We start from the raw sequence: 19122 nt of genomic DNA on the forward strand, positions 1-19122 counted from the left end.
GTCCGGAGCACACCCGCGCCAGTGGCTTGCCAGGCACAGACTTTGATCTGGAGCAAACCTACATATAGTGCCTGATGAATAATCACAACCTACATATAGTGCTAAAAGAGGGGGGTGGCCGTGGTGGGTTCGAATATTCCCAGGACGCTCGTCGACGTGGAATCGTCCGTCAACGAGTACCTCAACCGGCAAGACTGGCGCGTCAATGCCAACGCAAACCAGGGCTATTCGCTAGGCGGGCTGATTCTCAACGTGGCGGGAAAGGTCACGGCCAACTACTGGCTGTCCCATGTCTACGCGCCCGAAGCCGGCGCGGCTCACCGCGAGGGTGACCTTCACATCCATGACCTGGACATGTTGTCCGGCTACTGCGCCGGGTGGTCGCTGCGCACGCTTCTGCATGAAGGGCTGAACGGCGTGCCCGGCAAGGTGGAAGCCGCGCCGCCGCGGCACATGTCGAGCGCGGTCGGCCAGATCGTGAACTTCCTTGGCACCATGCAGAACGAGTGGGCCGGGGCCCAGGCGTTCTCGTCGTTCGATACCTACATGGCCCCCTTCGTGCGCAAGGACAGCATGTCCTATACGGAGGTCAGGCAACACATGCAGGAACTGATCTACAACCTCAACGTGCCATCACGATGGGGCACGCAGACGCCCTTCACCAACCTGACGTTCGACTGGACCTGCCCAGAGGACCTGAGAGAGCAGGTGCCCATGATCGGCGGCGAGGAGATGCCATTTCGCTATGGCGACCTGCAGGCCGAGATGGACATGATCAACCGCGCCTACATCGAGATCATGACGGAAGGCGACGCCAAAGGCCGTGTCTTTACCTTCCCCATTCCCACCTACAACATCACGCCCGACTTTCCGTGGGAGAGCGAGAATGCCACGCGGCTGTTCGACATGACGGCCAAATACGGCCTGCCCTACTTCCAGAATTTCGTGAACTCGGAGCTCAAGCCCAACATGGTGCGCTCCATGTGCTGCCGGCTCCAGCTGGACCTGCGCGAACTGCTCAAGCGCGGCAACGGCCTCTTCGGCAGCGCCGAGCAGACCGGCTCGCTAGGCGTGGTCACCATTAACTGCGCGCGGCTCGGCTACCTGCACCGGGGTGATGAGGCCGGCCTGTTCCTGCGGCTCGACACCTTGCTGGATGTCGGCCGTGATTCCCTCGAAGCCAAGCGCGAGCGGATCCAGGCGCTGATGGACCAGGGGCTGTTCCCCTACACCCGGCGTTACCTCGGCACGCTGCGCAACCATTTCTCGACGCTCGGCGTGAACGGCCTCAACGAGATGATCCGGAACTTCACCGGCGATGTCCACGACATCACCACGGATTGGGGTCACGGCTTCGCGCTGCGCGTGCTCGACCATGTGCGCACGCGCATCGTCGAATACCAGGAAGCCACGGGCCATATGTACAACCTCGAGGCCACGCCGGCCGAGGGCACCACCTACCGCTTTGCGCGGGAAGACCGCAAGCGCTGGCCCGGCATCCTCCAGGCCGGGTCGGCGGAACAGCCCTACTACACCAATTCGTCGCAGCTTCCGGTGGGCTTCACCAACGACCCCTTCGAGGCCCTGGCCCGCCAGGAGGCCCTGCAGGCCAAGTACACCGGCGGCACCGTGCTGCATCTCTACATGGGCGAGCGCCTGTCGAGCGGCGAGGCCTGCAAGCGCCTGGTACGTCGGGCGCTGGAGAACTTCCGGCTGCCGTACATCACGGTCACGCCAACGTTCTCGATCTGCCCCACGCACGGCTACCTGGCCGGGGAGCATATCTATTGCCCGAAGTGCGACGAAGACATCCTGGCTCGCAAGCGCATGCAGCGAGCCGCCTGAGCATTCCAACCCCAACAAGGAGATTCACCATGACCATCCAATCCGAACGCCAGAACACCGCCATCGACCTTGAAGACGACGAACGCCAGCGCTGCGAAGTCTGGACCCGCGTGATGGGCTACCACCGTCCCGTGGCCAGCTTCAACACAGGCAAGAAAGGCGAGCACGCCGAACGCCGCTTTTTTGCCGAGCAGCACTGCCCCGCCTGAAGCCATGGCCGGCCTGCGCATTGGCGGCCTGACGCCGCTGACGAGCATCGACTTTCCCGGCCGGCTTGCCGCCGTGGTGTTCTGCCAGGGCTGCCCCTGGCGCTGCAGCTATTGCCACAATCCCGACCTGATTCCACCACGCGGGCCGGGAAATCTGCCATGGGGCCAGGTGCTGGACTTCCTGGCTGGCCGGCGCGGCCTGCTGGACGGCGTCGTGTTCTCCGGCGGAGAGCCAACCCTGCAGGCGTCGCTGCCGGATGCCATGCACGAAGTCCGTGCGTTGGGATTCCAGGTGGCCCTGCACACGGCGGGCATGTACCCGGAGCGGCTGGCCGCGGTGCTGCCGCTGGTGGATTGGGTCGGACTGGATATCAAGGGGCCGGCCCGCCACTATGATGCGATCACCCGCACGCCGGGCAGCGGCACCAGGGTGATGGCGTCGCTGGATCTTGTCGTCGCCAGCGGTGTGGACTATGAATGCCGCACGACGTGGGATCCGGAACTGTTCTGCGAAGACGAACTGATCAACCTCGTCGGCACGCTGGCCGCGCACGGTGTCCGGCATTGGGCGCTGCAGCCACGCGGCACGGCGGGCAGGCCTTCCGTGCCGCCTGAGGGCATCGCACATCGATTAGCGGCGGCGTATCCGCACGTCTTCATGCGTCTTCCCTGATGCTGGGCAAGCGTGGCTGTTTTGTCGGCGTAGAGCCGGCGGGGTTTTGTCTTGGCGATGACTGTGTTGTCGTGCTTGGCGGGCACCGCTGTTTCGCTGGCGTAGCCGGCGACCTACTCTTTTGTCCGAGCGACAAAAGAGTAGGCAGAAAAGCGCGTCGCCTGGCGGCTGGCCATCAACGGTGCGCCTCTATGGTTCGAGCGGCTTTGGTCTCGCGATGCCTGGTTGCCCGTTCGACCCTGCTACGCCATGTGAGTCAGAACCTCTGCCTGGCGTTAAGCGACTTTTGTACGATCCCCAAGTTGGACTCGGGTACAGCGTTCCAATAGCCTCAGTGGTGGGACGCCTACGGCTGCGCTGCGCGCACGTCCTAGTCGACGGGCAACCTCATCAGTCTCGCCGGCACCACGATGTCCTCTTCTTTACCCCGCGCATGGCACATGCGCCCAGCGCTTCGTCACTACGGCGCGGCTCGGGCCAGACCTTCGCGCCCCGACTACTGACTGCGCGCAGCGCAGCCGTAGGCGTCCCCGCGATATCGCTGTTAGTAGGGACCACTCGGTAATCCGGGTTCGTTCGTACGCCCTGTCCCATCCTAATCATCTACGCGGCAGGCAGTCTGGTTATGCCCCTGGACCGTCTTCACCTCATCGAGCCGTTCGTCAACCACGAAAACGCGCTTTTGCCTACTTTTACCGCTCGGGTAAAAGTAGGTCGCCGGCTACGCCGGCGAAACAGCCACGCCTGTCAAGAACACCAACCCAATCCTCCCCACAGCCCCCGCACAATTCAACGAAGAACCAAGAAAAAGCCCGCGCAAGCGCGGGCATAAGGGCTTGAGGACTTGAGTCGAGTCTCTCAATGAGCCGGATTCTCCCAGTTCCGCCTCCGCGGGAACACCCCCAGTCGGGTGAATAAAGAGCGGGAAAACACGCCCCGGAGCCTATGCACCCGTGCCCGCGCGCCGTTGTTGCACGACAACGGTCGCCCGGCCCCGGCTGGTCCCCAACTTTCATGTCAACGGACTCGCCCGGAAAATCGCCATGAAAGATTCTGAAATATTGAAAGCCGATAATCGGCCGGAACGTTTTGCCGAGTCGGGATAGACTTCTCGGCTACGCCAAGCAAGCCCGGCCCTTCGCGTCACGGCTTGCCGCTCTCAACAGACGCCGGCGCGACATCGGGCATGGCACTTGCTTCGCCTCGCTGTTCCGACCTGGCGCCGGCCAACCGGGCTTGGCCGCTGACACCTTGATTCGCTTGATTTTTTCGCAGGAAATCGCAATGCAACGATTACGCGGCTGCCGCGCCTGGGTTCCTGTTACGCTGGCCATCGCCCTGTCAACACTCGCCGGATGCAGCGGTAAGAAAGAGGCCGCCGCCCCGCCGCCGCCCCAGGTCACCGTGGTCACGCTCAAGACCGAACCCGTCACGCTGGATACCGAGCTTCCTGGCCGTACCACGGCTTTCCGCATCGCCGAAGTCCGTCCGCAGGTGGACGGCATCATCCTGCGCCGGCTGTTCAAGGAAGGCAGTGACGTGACCCAGGGCCAGCAGCTCTACCAGATCGACCCTTCCACCTACGACGCCACCTACAAGAGCGCCAGGGCGACGCTGGAATCCGCACGGCTGCTGGCCGAGCGCTACGGGCGGCTGGTGGGCGACGAAGCGGTCAGCAAGCAACAGTATGACGAGGCCAAGGCCGCCTGGCTGCAGGCGCAGGCGGCGGTGGAGCGTGCCGAGATCAACCTGCGCTATACCAAGGTGCTGTCGCCGATTTCCGGGCGCATCGGCCGCTCCGCCGTGACCGAAGGCGCGCTGGTCACCAACGGCCAGGCCGGGGCCCTGTCGGTGGTGCAGCAGATCGATCCGATCTACGTCGACGTGACCCAGCCATCTGCATCCTTGCTGCGTCTGCGCCGCGAACTGGCCAATGGCGCCCTGCAGAGCGCCGGGGCCAACGCGGCCCAGGTGGACCTGGTGCTGGAGGACGGCACCAAGTACCCGGAACCAGGCCGGCTGGAGTTCTCGGAGGTCGCGGTGGACCAGGGCACCGGCTCGGTCACGCTGCGGGCCGTGTTCCCGAACCCGCGCCACGAACTGCTGCCCGGCATGTTCGTCCATGCGCGCCTGCGTGAAGGCGTGAAGGCCAATGGCCTGCTCGTCCCGCAGCAAGGCGTCACGCGCGACCTCAAGGGCCAGGCCACGGCGCTAGTCGTCAACGCGAAGGATGAAGTGGAACTGCGCCAGATCCGTACCGACCGCGTGATCGGGGACAAGTGGCTGGTGGTGGATGGCCTCAAGGCCGGCGACCGCGTCATTGTCGAGGGCCTGCAGTTCGTCAAGCCCGGCGCCAAGGTCCGCGTGGCCCAGGCCGACAGCGGCGCGGGCGCACCGCCGGCCGCTGCATCCGGCGCATCCGCCGCCGTCGCGGCCAAGCCCTGAGGGCTTCACCAGGGCCAGGGAGCATCCATGTCCAATTTCTTTATCGATCGCCCCATCTTCGCGTGGGTGATCGCGCTGGTCATCATGCTGGCCGGCGTGCTGTCGATCCGCGCGCTGCCGATCAGCCAGTACCCGGCCATTGCGCCGCCGACCATCGCCATCTCGGTGAACTATCCGGGCGCCTCGGCAGAGACCGTGCAGGACACGGTGGTCCAGGTGATCGAGCAGCAGCTCAACGGCCTGGACCGGCTGCGCTACATCTCGTCGGAAAGCAATTCCGACGGCAGCATGACGATCACCGTCACCTTCGAGCAAGGCACCAACCCGGACATCGCGCAGGTGCAGGTGCAGAACAAGCTCGCGCTCGCGCAGCCGCTGTTGCCGCAGGAAGTGCAGCAGCAAGGCATCCGCGTGACGAAGTCGGTGCGCAACTTCCTGCTGATCGTCGGCCTGATCTCCACCGACCCCAAGGTCACGCGGGAAGACCTGTCGAACTACATCGTCTCGAACATCCAGGATCCGCTGTCGCGCACCTACGGCGTGGGCGACTTCCAAGTGTTCGGTTCGCAGTACGCGATGCGCGTGTGGATCGACCCGGCCAGGCTCAACAGCTACCAGCTCACGCCGCTCGACGTAAGCAATGCCATCAAGGCACAGAACGTGCAGGTGGCCTCCGGCCAGCTCGGCGGGCTGCCGGCCGTCAAGGGCCAGCAGCTCAATGCCAGCGTGATCGGCAAGACCCGCCTGCAGACCAGCGAGCAGTTCGGCAACATCCTGCTCAAGGTCAACCCCGACGGCTCGCAGGTGCGTCTGAAGGACGTGGCCGAGGTCGGACTCGGCGGCCAGGACTACAACATCAATGCGCAGTACAACGGCCAGCCGGCCTCGGGTATTGCCGTGCGCCTGGCGGCCGGGGCCAATGCGCTGGAAACGGTACGCGCCATCCGCAAGACGCTCGACGGGCTCGAGCCGTTCTTCCCGGCCGGCATGAAGGTGGTCTATCCGTATGACACCTCGCCGGTGATCTCGGGCTCGATCCACGAGGTGGTGAAGACGCTGCTGGAAGCCATCGTGCTGGTGTTCCTGGTGATGTACCTGTTCCTGCAGAACTTCCGTGCCACGCTGATCCCCACCATCGCCGTGCCGGTGGTGCTGCTGGGCACGTTCGGCGTGCTGGCCGCGTTCGGGTACACCATCAACACCCTGACCATGTTCGGCATGGTGCTGGCGATCGGCCTGCTCGTGGATGACGCGATCGTGGTCGTGGAAAACGTCGAACGCGTGATGGCCGAGGAAGGCCTGCCGCCCAGGGAGGCCGCGCGGCGCTCCATGGGCCAGATCCAGGGTGCGCTGGTGGGTATCGCCATGGTGCTGTCGGCGGTGTTCCTGCCGATGGCATTCTTCGGCGGCTCCACCGGCGTGATCTACCGCCAGTTCTCGATCACCATCGTGTCATCCATGGTGCTGTCGGTGCTGGTCGCGCTGATCCTCACGCCCGCGCTGTGCGCCACCATGCTGCAGCCCATCGAGAAAGGCGACCACGGCGAAAACAAGGGCGGCTTCTTCGGCTGGTTCAACCGCAAGTTCATCGCGACCACGCAGGGTTACGAGCGCGGCGTCGCGTCGATCCTGAAGCGCCGCCTGCCTTTCGTGCTGATCTACGTCGCCATCCTCGTGGTAATGGGTTTCCTGTTCACGCGCATCCCGACGTCGTTCCTGCCGGACGAGGACCAGGGTGTGCTTTATGCCCAGGTCCAGACCCCGGCTGGCGCCACGGCCGAGCGCACGCAGAAGGTCCTGAGCCAGATGCGCGAGTACCTGCTGAAGGATGAAGCCGGCGTCGTCGATTCGCTGTTCACGGTCAGCGGCTTCAATTTTGCCGGCCGCGGCCAGAACTCGGGCCTCGCCTTCATCCTGCTCAAGCCGTGGGAAGAGCGCAGCGGCGACAACACCAGCGTATTCGACCTGGCGGCGCGCGCCCAGCGCAAGTTCGCGAGTTTCCGTGACTCCATGTCGTTCGCGTTTGCCCCGCCGGCCGTGCAGGAACTGGGCAACGCCACCGGCTTCGACCTCTACCTGCAGGACCAGGCCGGCCTCGGCCACGTGGCGCTGATGAACGCGCGCGACAAATTCCTGGCGCTGGCGTCACAGAACCCCGTGCTGCAGCGTGTGCGTCCCAATGGCCTGAACGACCAGCCGCAGTACCAGCTCGTGATCGACGATGAGAAGGCCCGCGCGCTTGGCATCTCGCTGGCCGACATCAACAGCACGGTGACGATTGCCTGGGGCTCCAGCTATGTCAATGACTTCATCGACCGCGGCCGGGTCAAGCGCGTCTACGTGCAAGGGCGTCCGGATTCGCGCATGAACCCAGACGACGTCGACAAGTGGTTCGTGCGCAACGACAAAGGAGAAATGGTGCCGTTCTCCGCGTTTGCCGAGGGCAAGTGGGACTACGGGTCGCCGAAGCTGCAGCGCTACAACGGCGTGTCGGCCGTGGAAGTGCTGGGCGAGCCCGCGCCCGGCCGCAGTTCCGGCGAAGCGATGAAAGCGATCGAAGAAATCATGAAGCAGATGCCCTCGGGCGTGGGCTACGCCTGGACCGGCCTGTCCTATGAAGAACGGCTGTCGGGCTCGCAGGCACCGGCGCTCTACGCCCTGTCGCTGCTGGTGGTGTTCCTGTGCCTGGCGGCGCTGTATGAAAGCTGGACGATCCCGTTCTCGGTGATGCTGGTGGTGCCGCTCGGCGTCATTGGTGCGCTGCTCGCCACCATGGGACGAGGCTTGTCCAATGACGTGTTCTTCCAGGTCGGCCTGCTGACCACCATCGGCCTGTCGGCCAAGAACGCCATCCTGATCGTGGAGTTCGCCAAGAGCCAGTACGAGCACGGCAAGAGCCTGGTCGACGCCGCCATCGAAGCCTGCCGCATGCGCTTGCGCCCGATCGTGATGACGTCGCTGGCGTTCATGCTTGGCGTATTCCCGCTGGCGGTCTCGACCGGGGCCGGCTCGGGCAGCCAGCACGCCATCGGCACGGGCGTGATCGGCGGCATGATCACCGCCACGGTGCTTGCGATCTTCTGGGTGCCGTTGTTCTTTGTCGCCGTCAATTCGCTGTTCGCACGCAAACGCAAGCCGACCAAGCCTGACGCCCCCGTCGAGAAAGGCGCGCTGCAATGAAGAAGACCCTGACCTGCGCTGCCGCCGCGGCCCTGCTGGCCGGCTGCAGCCTGATTCCCTCGTATGAACAGCCGGCCCTGCCGGTGTCGCAAGCCTACCCGCAAGGCACTGCCTATCCGGCCGCCGATGCCGCCGCGGACACACAGCAGGTGCCCGCGACCGACCTTGGCTGGCGCGACTTCTTTGCCGATGCGCAGTTGCGCCGCCTGATCGAAGTCGCGCTGGAAAACAACCGCGACCTGCGCGTAGCGGCGCTGAACGTGGAAGCGTTCCGTGCGCAGTACCGCATCGAACGCGCCGACCTCTTCCCGGCCATCGGCGTGGCCGCGCAGGAGACGCGCCAGCGTATTCCCGCAGACCTGTCCACCACCGGCCGGCGCATGATCGCGAGCCAGTACGGGGTGGCGCTCGGCACCACCGCCTGGGAAATCGACCTGTTCGGCCGCATCCGCAGCCTCAGCGAAGCCGCGCTCGAACAATACTTCGCCAGCGACGAGACGCGCCGCAGCGCGCAAATCGCTCTGGTGGCCAGCGTCGCCAACGCCTACCTGGCATGGCGTGCCGACCAGGCGCTGCTCACGCTCACGCGCGACACGCTGGCCAACTACGAGCGCAGCTATGGCCTGACGCGGCGCAGCTACGAAGAAGGCATTGCCTCGCGCCTGGACCTGCGACAGGCCCAGACCGCCGTCGAAAACGCGCGTGCCAGCCTGTCGCGCTACACCCGCCTGGTGGCGCAGGACGAGAACGCGCTGGTGCTGCTGCTAGGCACTGGCATGCCGGCGGATCTGCCGCCGCCGCTGGGCCTCGAGCAGAAGCTCACGGCCGATGTACCGGCCGGGCTGCCGTCCGACTTGCTCCAGAACCGGCCGGACGTGCTCGCGGCCGAGCACCGCCTCCGGTCGGCCAATGCCAATATCGGCGCGGCGCGCGCCGCCTTCTTCCCGCGCATCACGCTGACGGCCTCGGCCGGCACCGCGAGCAATGAGCTGTCGGGGCTGTTCGCGGGCGGCTCGGGCACCTGGCTGTTCCAGCCGCAGATCAACCTGCCGCTGTTCACGGCCGGCAGCCTCAAGGCGAGCCTGGACTACGCCACCATCCAGAAGGACATCAACGTCGCACAGTACGAGCGCACGGTGCAGACGGCCTTCCGCGAGGTAGCCGACGGCCTGGCCGCGCGCGGCACGTACACGAGCCAGCTCGAGGCGCAGGTGCGCTTTGTCGAAGCGGCGCAGGATGCCTACAACCTCGCCGACCGCCGCTACCGCACGGGCGTGGACAGCTACCTGGCGGTGCTGGACGCGCAGCGCTCGCTCTACAACGCGCAGCAGCTGCTGATCGTCGCACGGCAGGAGCAGCTGTCCAGCGAGGTCAATCTCTACAAGGCCCTCGGCGGCGGCTGGCATGACCAGACCCGCAGCGGGACCGACGCGGCGGGCCAGGCGACGCCGGGGCCATCTTCCTGAACGCGGCCGGCCAGTCCGCGCAACGTGGGCTGGCCATCGTTGCGCGGCTCCGGCGGCCCGGTCAGGGCTCCTACAATGACCAGAAGGTATTTCGTCACCGCCAAGCCACACCGCAACGAGGAGGCCCGCCATGTCCCTGCCCCACCTGTCTTCCGGTGAAGTCGCCAGCGTGCTGCCACTGGGCAAGCAGCTCACGCAAACGCCAAGCGCAGCCCTGTTCAAGGAACAGCGGCTGGAAGTGATGCGCATGGTGCTGCCGGCCGGCAAGCATGTCGGATCCCACGCTGTCGCCGGACCATTGACCATCCAGTGCCTGGAGGGCGAAGTGGAAATCGGCATCGATGGCGTGCAGCGCCGGCTGCATCAGGGTGACCTGCTCTACCTGGGCCCGGCAGCCGTGCACGATGTCACGGCGATTACCAACGCGTCGCTGCTCGTGACGGTCGTCCTGGTCAACCACGGGGCTTCCTGAGCCGCTTTTTCGCGCTGCAACAGCCGGCTTGTCCCCTGTAATCCCTACCCGCCTTTGCCTCCGGCGTGCGTGATTGTGACCCGCTCCGCACGCTGCGGCGCAATGACGCCAGTTCCACGCGCCTCCCTCGGCATATCAGCGCCAGCCTGATTGTGCAGCGCACGGTTTGGAACATAGAATCGATTCACCCAACAAGCGCTGAGCCCGGCAACAAGCCGATCCGGGCCAAGGCGCGACCCGAATGTGCGCCGGTGCAGCTGCATGATCGTGCTGTTCCGCCGCGAGCAGGCCATGGCGCCGCAACGCGTCACGCCATGCCGCACACCAGCAGGGAGGAAGCCATGCGCCAGATCGAACTGAACGATGCCGGCGCCCACGCCGACGCCATGGCGCGGGCCGTGGCGTGCGAGCTGGAGCGCACGCTGGCCAGCAAGGAAGACGCTTGCCTGGCCATTTCGGGCGACCGTCTGCCGCTGCCGCTGTTCACGGCGCTGCAGCAACGGCCGTTGCCGTGGGATCGCGTCAGCGTGATGCTTGTCGACGAGCGCATGGTGCCCCTCGGCCACACCGACAGCAATGCGCGCCTGGTATGCGACGCGCTGCTGCGCCAGGCTGCATCGCGTGCGTCGTTCCAGCCACCCGTGCCATCATTCTGCACGGAGATCGACGAAATCGATGCATCGGCGGTGGTCGCCGAGCTGAACCGCAATTACCGCCAGCCCGACGTGGTCGTGCTGGGCATGGGCGACGACGGACATACTGCCTCGCTGTTCGCCGATGCCCCCGAACTGCCCGCGGGCTTGTCGCTGGACGAGCCGCCGGGCTACCTGGCGCTGAGCCCGCGCGCGGCGCCGCACCGCCGCGTCAGCCTGAACCTGAGCGCCCTGCTGGGCGCACGCCGCGTCCTGCTGAGCTTCAGCGGCCCATGGAAGAAACAGGTGTTCGATGCCGCCACCATGGAGCCCACGCCCATGCTGCCAGTCAGCTACCTGCTTCACCAGGACAGCACGCCGGTGGATGTCTACTGGACGCAATAGCCCAGCCCGCCCTTGCTGCTGCCCCGCCACGCTGAGGCAAGCTGGCGGGCCGGCGGCTGTTGCATGGTAGGACAACGCCTGACAACAATCGGCCTCGCCGCGCGCTACAGTAGCATCGCCCGTTCCGGGATGCTTTTGCGTGCATTGCGGCCCCCATGCCATTCCCTAACCTTTCTGTCGTCAAACGGCTGGCAACATGCCTGCTGCCCCTCTTCGTCGCTGCATCCCCTGACGGTTTTGCCGCCCCGCCGCTCTCCGAGCTGGCCAGCCTGCTGCTGGGCACCGTGCGCGGCAAACCAGGCGGCATGTCGGGCGTAACACGGCTGACCGCGCGCGATGCCGAGCGGCAACTCGGCCTGGCCTGCGCAGAACTGGCACGGGCCGCACCGGTTGTGCTCGACGATTCGACGCGCCTGACCGGCTGTGCCGTGCGCCCCGGCAAGGTGGTGGAGTTCCGCCTCCAGGTGACAGGCGTCGATCCGCGGCGCGAGGACACCAAGGGTTTCATGGTCTCGGCCAGGCCCATTCTTGAGCGAGGCATCTGCCGTAACCCGGACGTGCCCGTGCTCGGCAAGCTCGGCGTGACACTGGACTACCGCTATATGGCTGGCGAGGAGCCGCTGGTGGTGCTGCATGTCCCGCCGGGCCGGTGCGCGGAAAAGACCGGCACCTGAAGCGCCACGGCGTTTTTCTGACTTCAGAAGTCCCGCAACACCCCTGCCCGGAACGTTTCACCTGAAACAAGGACGCTGGCGCACACAGGTCAGGGCGCCACCGCCTTCCCGCCCAACACCTCATCGCATACCGCCAGCCACGCCCGCGCGGCATGCGAAAGATACCGCCCCGGAAGCCTGATGTGCGCGAGCCCCCAGTCCATCGCCGGCTCCGACAGCCGCGCCACGGCAAGGTTGTCCCGGTCCTGCAGCCTGGCCAGGAATGGCTGCGGCAGGAAGGTGGTGCCCAGCCCGGCCGCCGCCATCGACGCGAGGAAATCCCAGTGGCCGCTCTGCGCCACCACGCGCGGTTCGATGCGCGCTTCCAGGAAGGCCAGGCGGAGCTTGTGCGTCAGCGAGAACTCCTCGGTCAGCAGCACCAGCGGCTCGTCGCGCAGCGCCGCCAGGCTGACGGTCTTGCCCCGCGCCCACGGCGCCTTGCGCGGCCCGACCACCCAGATCGGATACTTGGCGAACGGCTGTGTGGCCAGTTCCAGGCCGCTGTCCACGGGCAGCACCGTGGCGCCCACCTCCAGTTCGCCGCTGGCCACCATCTTTTCGACCAGGTGGCCGCCGTGCTCGGCCAGGTGCAACTCCAGGTTGGGATAGCGCTTGCGGAACGCGCTGACCGCCGGCGAGAAGAACAGGTTGGCCATGGGCGGAATGCCAACGGTCAACTGGCCACGCCCGAGCGAAGACAGGTCCGCCACCTCCAGCGTCAGCCGGTGCACGACACCGAGCGCTTCCTGGCCGCGCTCGTACACCACGCGGCCCACATCGGTCAGCCGTACCGTCTTGCCTTCGCGGATCAGCAGCGGCTGTCCGACTTCGTCCTCGAGCTGGCGCACCATCTTGCTGATGGTGGATTGCGTGACGAACAGCGAGGTAGCGGCCTGGGTGAAGCTCCTCAGGCGCGCGGTCTCGACAAAGTAGCGCAGGGCGCGGATATCGATGGGCATGGCGGATGCGGCACTTCCATGAAATTACCGAATGGAATGCGGAATTTTAAATCATGATTGGAATGCCTGTCATTTGGCTACACTTCGCTTCCACGCCCCGCTTCCGCCTGTCGCCGGCACCAAGACCGCAGCAGGCGGCGCACGATGCGCCCCCGACCTCAAACAGTACGATCCCATCCGATGGCTACGCGGCCGAATGCACGACAGTGGCTGTTTTCGCTGAAAGCATTCCTGGCGGCCATGCTCGCGCTCTATACCGCCCTGGCCCTCGGGCTGCCGCGCCCCTACTGGGCCATGGCGACGGTGTACTTCGTCTCGCATCCGCTGACCGGCGCCACGCGCTCCAAGGCCGCCTACCGCGTGGCGGGTACGGTGCTGGGCGCCGCTGCCGCCGTGGCAACCGTGCCGCTGCTGGTCAACATGCCCATCGCGCTGATGGCCGCGATCTCGCTGTGGATCGTGGCGCTGGTCTACCTGTCCCTGCTGCAGCGCTCGCCGCGCGCCTATGTGTTCCTGCTGGCCGCCTATACACTGCCGATCGTTGCGCTGCCGGCGGTTGCCCAACCGGCGCAGATCTTCGATGTCGCGGTGGCCCGTATCGAGGAGATCGTCATCGGCATTGTCTGCGCGGGACTGGTCGGCGCGATCATCCTGCCCGCCAAGGTGGCACCGGCCCTGCGCGCACGCGCCGCAAGCTGGCTTGTGGACGCCGCGGCGTGGGCTGACGACATACTCTGCGCGAAACCTGGCGCGGACGCGGGCCGCCACCGGCTCGCGGCTGACATCCTGGCACTGGACCAGTTGATCGCCCAGCTTTCCTATGACACCGAAAGCGCTACCTCCCTGCGCCACGCGCGTGCCCTGCGGACACGCATGACCGCACTGATGCCGCTGCTGTCCGCGCTCTCGGCGGTGCTGCAGGCGCTGCGCACGCATCCGGCCGGCGTACCGGCCCCGCCCGCGCATGCGCTGGCGGCGCTGTCGCAATGGCTGCGCGCCGGCATGGCAGGCCCGCCGCCGCGGGTGGACCGCGCCGCGCTGGCCAGCGCCGCCGCGGACGCCTGGCACGCGCAGCTGTTGACGGCGGCGAACTGTCAGCTCGCGCAACTGGCCGCGCTTTGCAGTGACTGCGCAGCGCTGCAGCACGGCATCGGCGACCGCCCCGACCGGCCGTTTCCGGCGCTGAGTGCAATGCCGGCCGCCGCAGCCGCGCCGGCAAGAGGCAACCACCATCATGACCACGGCATGCTGTTGTTCGGCGCGATCTCCACCGGGCTTGCGGTGTTCTGTGCCGGCTTGCTCTGGATCTTCTCGGGATGGGAAGACGGCGCCGGCGCAGTCGCGGTGGCTACCATTGCCTGCTGCTTCTTCGCCACCATCGACGAGCCGCGGCCGGTCGCGCGGTCCTTCCTGCGCTGGAGCGCCGTCTGCCTCGTGGTGGCCTCGTTCTACCTGTTCCTGGTGGTGCCGCATGCGCAGAGCTTCGAGACGCTGGCCGGCATGCTGGCGGTGCCCTACCTCGGCATCGGCATGTTGATCGCCCGCCCCGGCTTCAACCTGATCGCCATGCTGCTGTCGGTGAACACGGCATCGTTCGCCAATATCCAGAGCGTCTACGACGCCAATTTCCTCGGCACCTTCAACGGCAGCCTGGCCAATGCGGCTGCCATGCTGTTTGCGCCGCTATGGGCTCTGGCGACACGCCCGTTCGGCGCCGGCGTGGCCGCGCGCCGGCTGATCCGCGCAAGCTGGCAAGACTTGGCCGGCGCCGCCGCCTGGCCCGGCGCGGATCATGACGCCAAGCTCGGCGCACGCATGCTGGACCGCCTGGGCCAGCTTGTCCCGCGGCTCGGCGCCAGCCGTGCCGGCCCGGACGGCTTCAGCGAACTGCATGTGGGCTTCTGCGCGCTGGCGCTGCGGCGCGCGCTGCCATCCATGCCATCCGCCGCGCGCCGGCCGGTCCGGCGCGTGCTGGCGCTGGTGGCACGCCACTACCGTGCCTGTCTTCGCCACGGGCACACCGTTGCGCCGTCCGCCGAGTTGCCCGGCTGCATCGATGCAGCGATTGCCCAGGTCGGTGCGCTGCCCGGAAACCGTGACGAGGCCATTGCCGCGCTGGTGGCACTCCGCGTCACGCTGCACGAGCCGGGCACGGCCGGCGCGAAGGATTCAGGAGCCGCCATTGAACACTGAGATCGACCTGTACGGCGTGTTTGTGCCGGCCCTGCTGGTGCTGATGCTGGCCGCCTTTGCGCTCACGACGTGCGTGCGCCTGCTGTTGGCCCGGGCCGGTTTCTACCGGCATGTGTGGCATCGCTCCCTCTTCAATCTCTGCCTCTATGTGATCGTCCTGGGCGGCGTGGTCGCCCTCGGTCTGAGGCTGCTGACATGACACTCAGAATTCGCCCGATCCTCAGGCTGCTGCCCACGCTGGTGGCACTGGCCGCCGCCGTCCTTGTGCTCCGGCACTTGTGGGATTACTACACGGCGGCACCGTGGACACGCGATGGCCATGTGCGCGCCGATATCGTCCAGATCGCGCCCGATGTGTCGGGACTGGTGACGCGCGTGCTGGTACACGACAACCAGCAGGTGCGGCGCGGACAGGTGCTGTTCGAGATCGACCGCGACCGCTACGCGCTGGCGCTGCAGCAGGCCACGGCCAATGCCGCCGCATTGCGCGCGACGCTGGCACAGGCGCGGCGCGAAGCCGCGCGCAACCGGTCGCTCGATGGCCTGGTTGCCGGCGAGGTGGCCGAACAGGGCCGCGCCCGCGTCGAACAGGCCGAGGCCGCGCTCGCACAGGCCGAAGCCACCGTGCGCCTGGCGCGCCTGAACCTGGAGCGCACCAGCGTGCTGAGCCCCGCCGACGGCTATCTGAACGATCGCCTGCCCCGCCTGGGCGACTACGTTTCCACCGGACGGCCCGTGTTGTCGATGGTCGATGCGGCGTCGTTCCACGTGGAAGGCTATTTCGAGGAAACCAAGCTGCACCGCATCCGCATCGGCAGCCCGGTGGACGTGCATATCATGGGCGAGCCGCGCCACCTGCGCGGGCACGTGCAGAGCATCGCCGCCGGCATCGAGGATCGCGACCGCAGCGCCGGGTCCAACCTGCTGCCCAATGTGAACCCGACCTTCAACTGGGTGCGGCTGGCGCAGCGCGTGCCGGTGCGCATCATGCTGGACGCGGTGCCGCCTGACGTGCGGCTGGTGTCGGGACGCACCGCCACGGTGTCCGTGCAGCAGCCCGCCGTGGAGCGCAAACTGTGAGAGCGTGGCGTTGCGCATGGCTGGCGCCGCTGGTTCCGCTGCTGTTTGCCTGCACCACGGTCGGACCGGATTACCACGTGCCGGATCACGCCGCCGTACGCGCTCCGGAGGCCAACGGCAAGCTGCTGGGCAGCGCAGATCCCGCGGTGTCGGTCGGCCCGGTTCCGGATGCCTGGTGGCAACTTTATGACGACCCGCGCCTTGACCACCTCGTGCGCCAGGCGCTGGCGGCCAACACCGATATCCGCGTGGCATCGGCCAACCTGCGCCGGGCCACGGCCGCCTTCCATGAAGTCGAGGCCGAAAACCTGCCGCAGGGCGGCATCGGCGCGAGCGTCTCGCGCGCCCAGCTGTCGGGTGAGAGCTACCTGCAGACCACCAAGCCGCCGGTGTTCAACCTCGGCGATTTTGGCCCTGGCGTGTCCTACCTGATCGACTTCTTCGGCAAGCTCGCGCGCGCCGACGAGGCAGCGCTGGCAAACGTGGAGGCCAGCGAGGCTGCGCTGGACCTGGCCCGCGTCGGCGTCGTCGCCCAGACGGTCCGCGCTTACGTGCAGGGTTGCGCGGCCAGCCACGAACTGGAAGTGGCCCGCCACCAGATCGCGCTGCAGACGCGCACGGCCGACGCGACGCACAGGCTGGCGGCCGCCGGCCGCGCCGAGCCCACCGATGCCGTGCGTGCCCGGGCCCGCGCCGACGCGTTGAGGGCTGCTCTTCCCCCGCTGGAAGCCGCGCGCGACGCGGCCCGGTTCCGGCTGGCACTGGTTCTCGGAAGGCCGCCGGCAGCGCTGGCGCCGCAGGACATCGAATGCCATGAGGAACCGCCACTGAAGCAGCCGTTGCCGGTCGGCGACGGCGCGGCGCTGCTCAAGCGCCGGCCCGATATCCGCCAGGCCGAACGTGAGCTGGCCGCTGCCACGGCGAAGATCGGCGTTGCCACGGCGGACCTGTACCCGAGCATCCGGATCGGCGCGTCGGCCGGCCTGACGGGCCTGCTGAGCGACCTCGGCAGCGGCCCCACGGTACGCTGGAGCATCGGCCCGATGCTGAGCTGGAATTTCCCGACCAACGGCGTGCGGCCGCGCATTGCGCGCATGGAAGCCGGCGCGGACGCTGCGCTGGCCCGCTTTGATGGTGTGGTGCTGCGCGCCTTGCAGGAAACGGAAACCGCACTCAGCGCCTATGCGCGCGAACTGGAGCGCCAGCAGGCGCTGCGCCTGGCGCGTGACCAGGCCGAGGAAGCCGCCCGGCAGGAACGGCAACGGTATGAGGCGGGCCGCACGCCCTACCTTGCGCGGCTCGATGCGGAACGCACGCTGACCGATGCAGAATCCGCCCTCGCGGCGTCGGACAGCCAGGTGGCCATGCGCCAGATCGACCTGTTCCTGGCACTTGGCGGGGGCTGGCAGCAGGCAAACCAGCCAAATCCGCATGCGCCGGCGCCGCCGCCGACCTCTGATCGCGGGCATGCGTTGCCAAAAACGGATATCCCCCCGGACACCGCCACGCGCCCGCACGGTGCAGCGCCACCTTCCAATCACCTGTCCGGCCCTGCCTGAACCCGAATCCTGCGCCATTCCGGCGCATGATTCCCCTCTTGCTTGCCGCCGCGCCCTGCGCCGGTGCCGCGTTGGCAGACGACCTGCCGCCCGAGACGCTGACGTTGGCCCGCTCCCGCCCGCCGACGAGAACCGGCTGTATATCTCCGACGTGGCTTTCGGTGACACCCAAGCTGCGAAAGCCGGACCGCTTCCATGCCGCCGTCGACGCTTACCGGCTCGTGCCCACCGCCTGGGCGCGCGCCGTGGCGCTGGCGTTCATCGGCGCCGAACCGGTTGCGGTGCGGCTACTGGCACTGATGCCATCGCCGCGGCGTCGGCAGCGGCAGCGGCAGCGGCAGCGGCAGGCAACGACAAGCACCACAGTCCCGCAACTGCTGGCCATGGCCGCCGGGCGCGCGTTTCTGATCCCGGTGCCCGGCATGTCCGGCTCGTCGCTGACAGATGCAGAAGTTGCCGAGCTGATGAACTGGATGCTGCCCACGCTGACCGGCCGCCAGGACATCGCCCCGTTCTCCATCGAAGAAGTCACGCGAAACCGCAACGACCGGCTTGACGACGTGGCCGCGCATCGCGCCGCCATCCTCGAACGCTGCACCCGCGCGCGGCAGCTCGGACCAGCCTTGTTCCGCGCGGGTGAAACGCTTCTGTTTAGCGAATGCCGCCACCGGGAATGAAGCGGGTCTACCCTGAGCGGCCGGACCCAGCATGAACGGATGATGAAAAAAACGACTTGAAGATGAACGTTTAAATCATCAACGGAATAGCTTCGCATGACTACACTTGCTCCGTGCCGCACAACAAACACTACGGCACCGCCCACAAGGCGACCCGGACGGCATGCGGGGCGGCAGATCCGCCGCCCCGCGCCCCCTCCAACCTGACGGGGAATGCCGGCTGAAATCAGTCAGAAGAAGCAGCAGACATGCACAACACGACCCTCAAAGCCCTCCTCCTTACCCTCGCAACCCTCGGCGCCAGCGTCATGGCCGGCCAGGCGGCCGCTCAAGGCCTGCAGGACCGCGGCATCTCCGGCGACCGCTACGGCTATGTCATGCGCCAGGGCAAGCCGGACCCGTACACGGACGGCGCCAATGTCCTCGGCAAGCGCGACCCGTACACGGACGGTGCCAATGCCCTCGGCAAGCGCGACCCGTTCACCGACGGCGCCAACCGCCCCGCAACCGAGCTGAACCTCGCCGGCATGGACCGCAGCGGCGTGTCCGCCCCGCCGGCACATGGCGCCGCACGTACGGACGCCAACGCCTGACCATCAGTCTTCCAGCGCAGG

Annotated in this window: 16 protein-coding genes; 15 read left to right on the forward strand and 1 reads right to left on the reverse strand. The window is 66.9% G+C overall.

Annotation, left to right across the window (positions count from 1 at the left end; translation table 11 throughout):
* Positions 1–120 precede the first annotated feature (120 nt).
* The 9 genes from LDO29_RS24685 to LDO29_RS24725 all read left to right on the forward strand — a co-directional run bounded on the left by LDO29_RS24685 (position 121) and on the right by LDO29_RS24725 (position 12001).
* Positions 121–1845: a ribonucleoside triphosphate reductase gene (locus LDO29_RS24685; protein ID WP_224082372.1), complete on the forward strand. Its 1725-nt coding sequence runs from the start codon at positions 121–123 to the stop codon at positions 1843–1845.
* 29 nt (positions 1846–1874) lie between these two features.
* A complete protein-coding gene (gene nrdD / locus LDO29_RS24690; protein ID WP_224082373.1) occupies positions 1875–2054 on the forward strand; it encodes an anaerobic ribonucleoside-triphosphate reductase in 180 nt (59 codons plus the stop codon).
* Between the two features lie 4 nt (positions 2055–2058).
* On the forward strand, positions 2059–2727 hold the full coding sequence (locus LDO29_RS24695; RefSeq protein WP_224082374.1) for an anaerobic ribonucleoside-triphosphate reductase activating protein: 669 nt from the start codon (positions 2059–2061) through the stop codon (positions 2725–2727).
* Positions 2728–4011: 1284 nt separating this feature from the next.
* A complete protein-coding gene (locus tag LDO29_RS24700; protein WP_224082375.1) occupies positions 4012–5172 on the forward strand; it encodes an efflux RND transporter periplasmic adaptor subunit in 1161 nt (386 codons plus the stop codon).
* A gap of 27 nt (positions 5173–5199) precedes the next feature.
* A complete protein-coding gene (locus tag LDO29_RS24705) occupies positions 5200–8352 on the forward strand; it encodes an efflux RND transporter permease subunit (protein ID WP_224082376.1) in 3153 nt (1050 codons plus the stop codon).
* The gene (locus tag LDO29_RS24710; RefSeq protein ID WP_224082377.1) at positions 8349–9818 is read left to right on the forward strand and encodes an AdeC/AdeK/OprM family multidrug efflux complex outer membrane factor; all 1470 of its coding nucleotides are present in this window, start codon (positions 8349–8351) and stop codon (positions 9816–9818) included. The genes LDO29_RS24705 and LDO29_RS24710 overlap by 4 nt, the downstream gene beginning before the upstream one ends.
* Before the next feature lie 130 nt (positions 9819–9948).
* Positions 9949–10290 (forward strand): cupin domain-containing protein, encoded by a 342-nt coding sequence (locus tag LDO29_RS24715; protein ID WP_224082378.1) that lies wholly within the window; start codon positions 9949–9951, stop codon positions 10288–10290.
* A gap of 314 nt (positions 10291–10604) precedes the next feature.
* Complete coding sequence (gene pgl / locus LDO29_RS24720) at positions 10605–11327, forward strand: 6-phosphogluconolactonase (protein ID WP_224082379.1); 723 nt, start codon at positions 10605–10607, stop codon at positions 11325–11327.
* A gap of 155 nt (positions 11328–11482) precedes the next feature.
* A complete protein-coding gene (locus tag LDO29_RS24725) occupies positions 11483–12001 on the forward strand; it encodes a hypothetical protein (RefSeq protein ID WP_224082380.1) in 519 nt (172 codons plus the stop codon).
* A gap of 89 nt (positions 12002–12090) precedes the next feature.
* Here LDO29_RS24725 and LDO29_RS24730 read toward each other — a convergent pair whose 3' ends face one another.
* On the reverse strand, positions 12091–12999 hold the full coding sequence (locus LDO29_RS24730; RefSeq protein WP_224082381.1) for a LysR family transcriptional regulator: 909 nt from the start codon (positions 12997–12999) through the stop codon (positions 12091–12093).
* Between the two features lie 180 nt (positions 13000–13179).
* Here LDO29_RS24730 and LDO29_RS24735 point away from each other — a divergent pair, with 180 nt between their 5' ends.
* From LDO29_RS24735 to LDO29_RS24760, 6 genes are all read left to right on the forward strand, one after another.
* A complete protein-coding gene (locus LDO29_RS24735) occupies positions 13180–15192 on the forward strand; it encodes an FUSC family protein (protein ID WP_224082382.1) in 2013 nt (670 codons plus the stop codon).
* The gene (locus LDO29_RS24740) at positions 15182–15391 is read left to right on the forward strand and encodes a DUF1656 domain-containing protein (RefSeq protein ID WP_224082383.1); all 210 of its coding nucleotides are present in this window, start codon (positions 15182–15184) and stop codon (positions 15389–15391) included. The genes LDO29_RS24735 and LDO29_RS24740 overlap by 11 nt, the downstream gene beginning before the upstream one ends.
* Positions 15388–16272, forward strand: a complete 885-nt coding sequence (locus LDO29_RS24745; protein ID WP_224082384.1) for an efflux RND transporter periplasmic adaptor subunit — start codon at positions 15388–15390, stop codon at positions 16270–16272. The genes LDO29_RS24740 and LDO29_RS24745 overlap by 4 nt, the downstream gene beginning before the upstream one ends.
* On the forward strand, positions 16269–17831 hold the full coding sequence (locus LDO29_RS24750) for an efflux transporter outer membrane subunit (RefSeq protein WP_224082385.1): 1563 nt from the start codon (positions 16269–16271) through the stop codon (positions 17829–17831). The genes LDO29_RS24745 and LDO29_RS24750 overlap by 4 nt, the downstream gene beginning before the upstream one ends.
* 26 nt (positions 17832–17857) lie before the next feature.
* Positions 17858–18508: a MauE/DoxX family redox-associated membrane protein gene (locus tag LDO29_RS24755; RefSeq protein WP_224082386.1), complete on the forward strand. Its 651-nt coding sequence runs from the start codon at positions 17858–17860 to the stop codon at positions 18506–18508.
* Positions 18509–18756: 248 nt separating this feature from the next.
* Positions 18757–19101, forward strand: coding sequence for a hypothetical protein (locus tag LDO29_RS24760; RefSeq protein WP_224082387.1), 345 nt, complete (start codon positions 18757–18759; stop codon positions 19099–19101).
* Positions 19102–19122 lie beyond the last annotated feature (21 nt).

The organism is Cupriavidus laharis, from assembly GCF_914271435.1.
In the GTDB taxonomy this organism is placed as follows: domain Bacteria; phylum Pseudomonadota; class Gammaproteobacteria; order Burkholderiales; family Burkholderiaceae; genus Cupriavidus; species Cupriavidus laharis.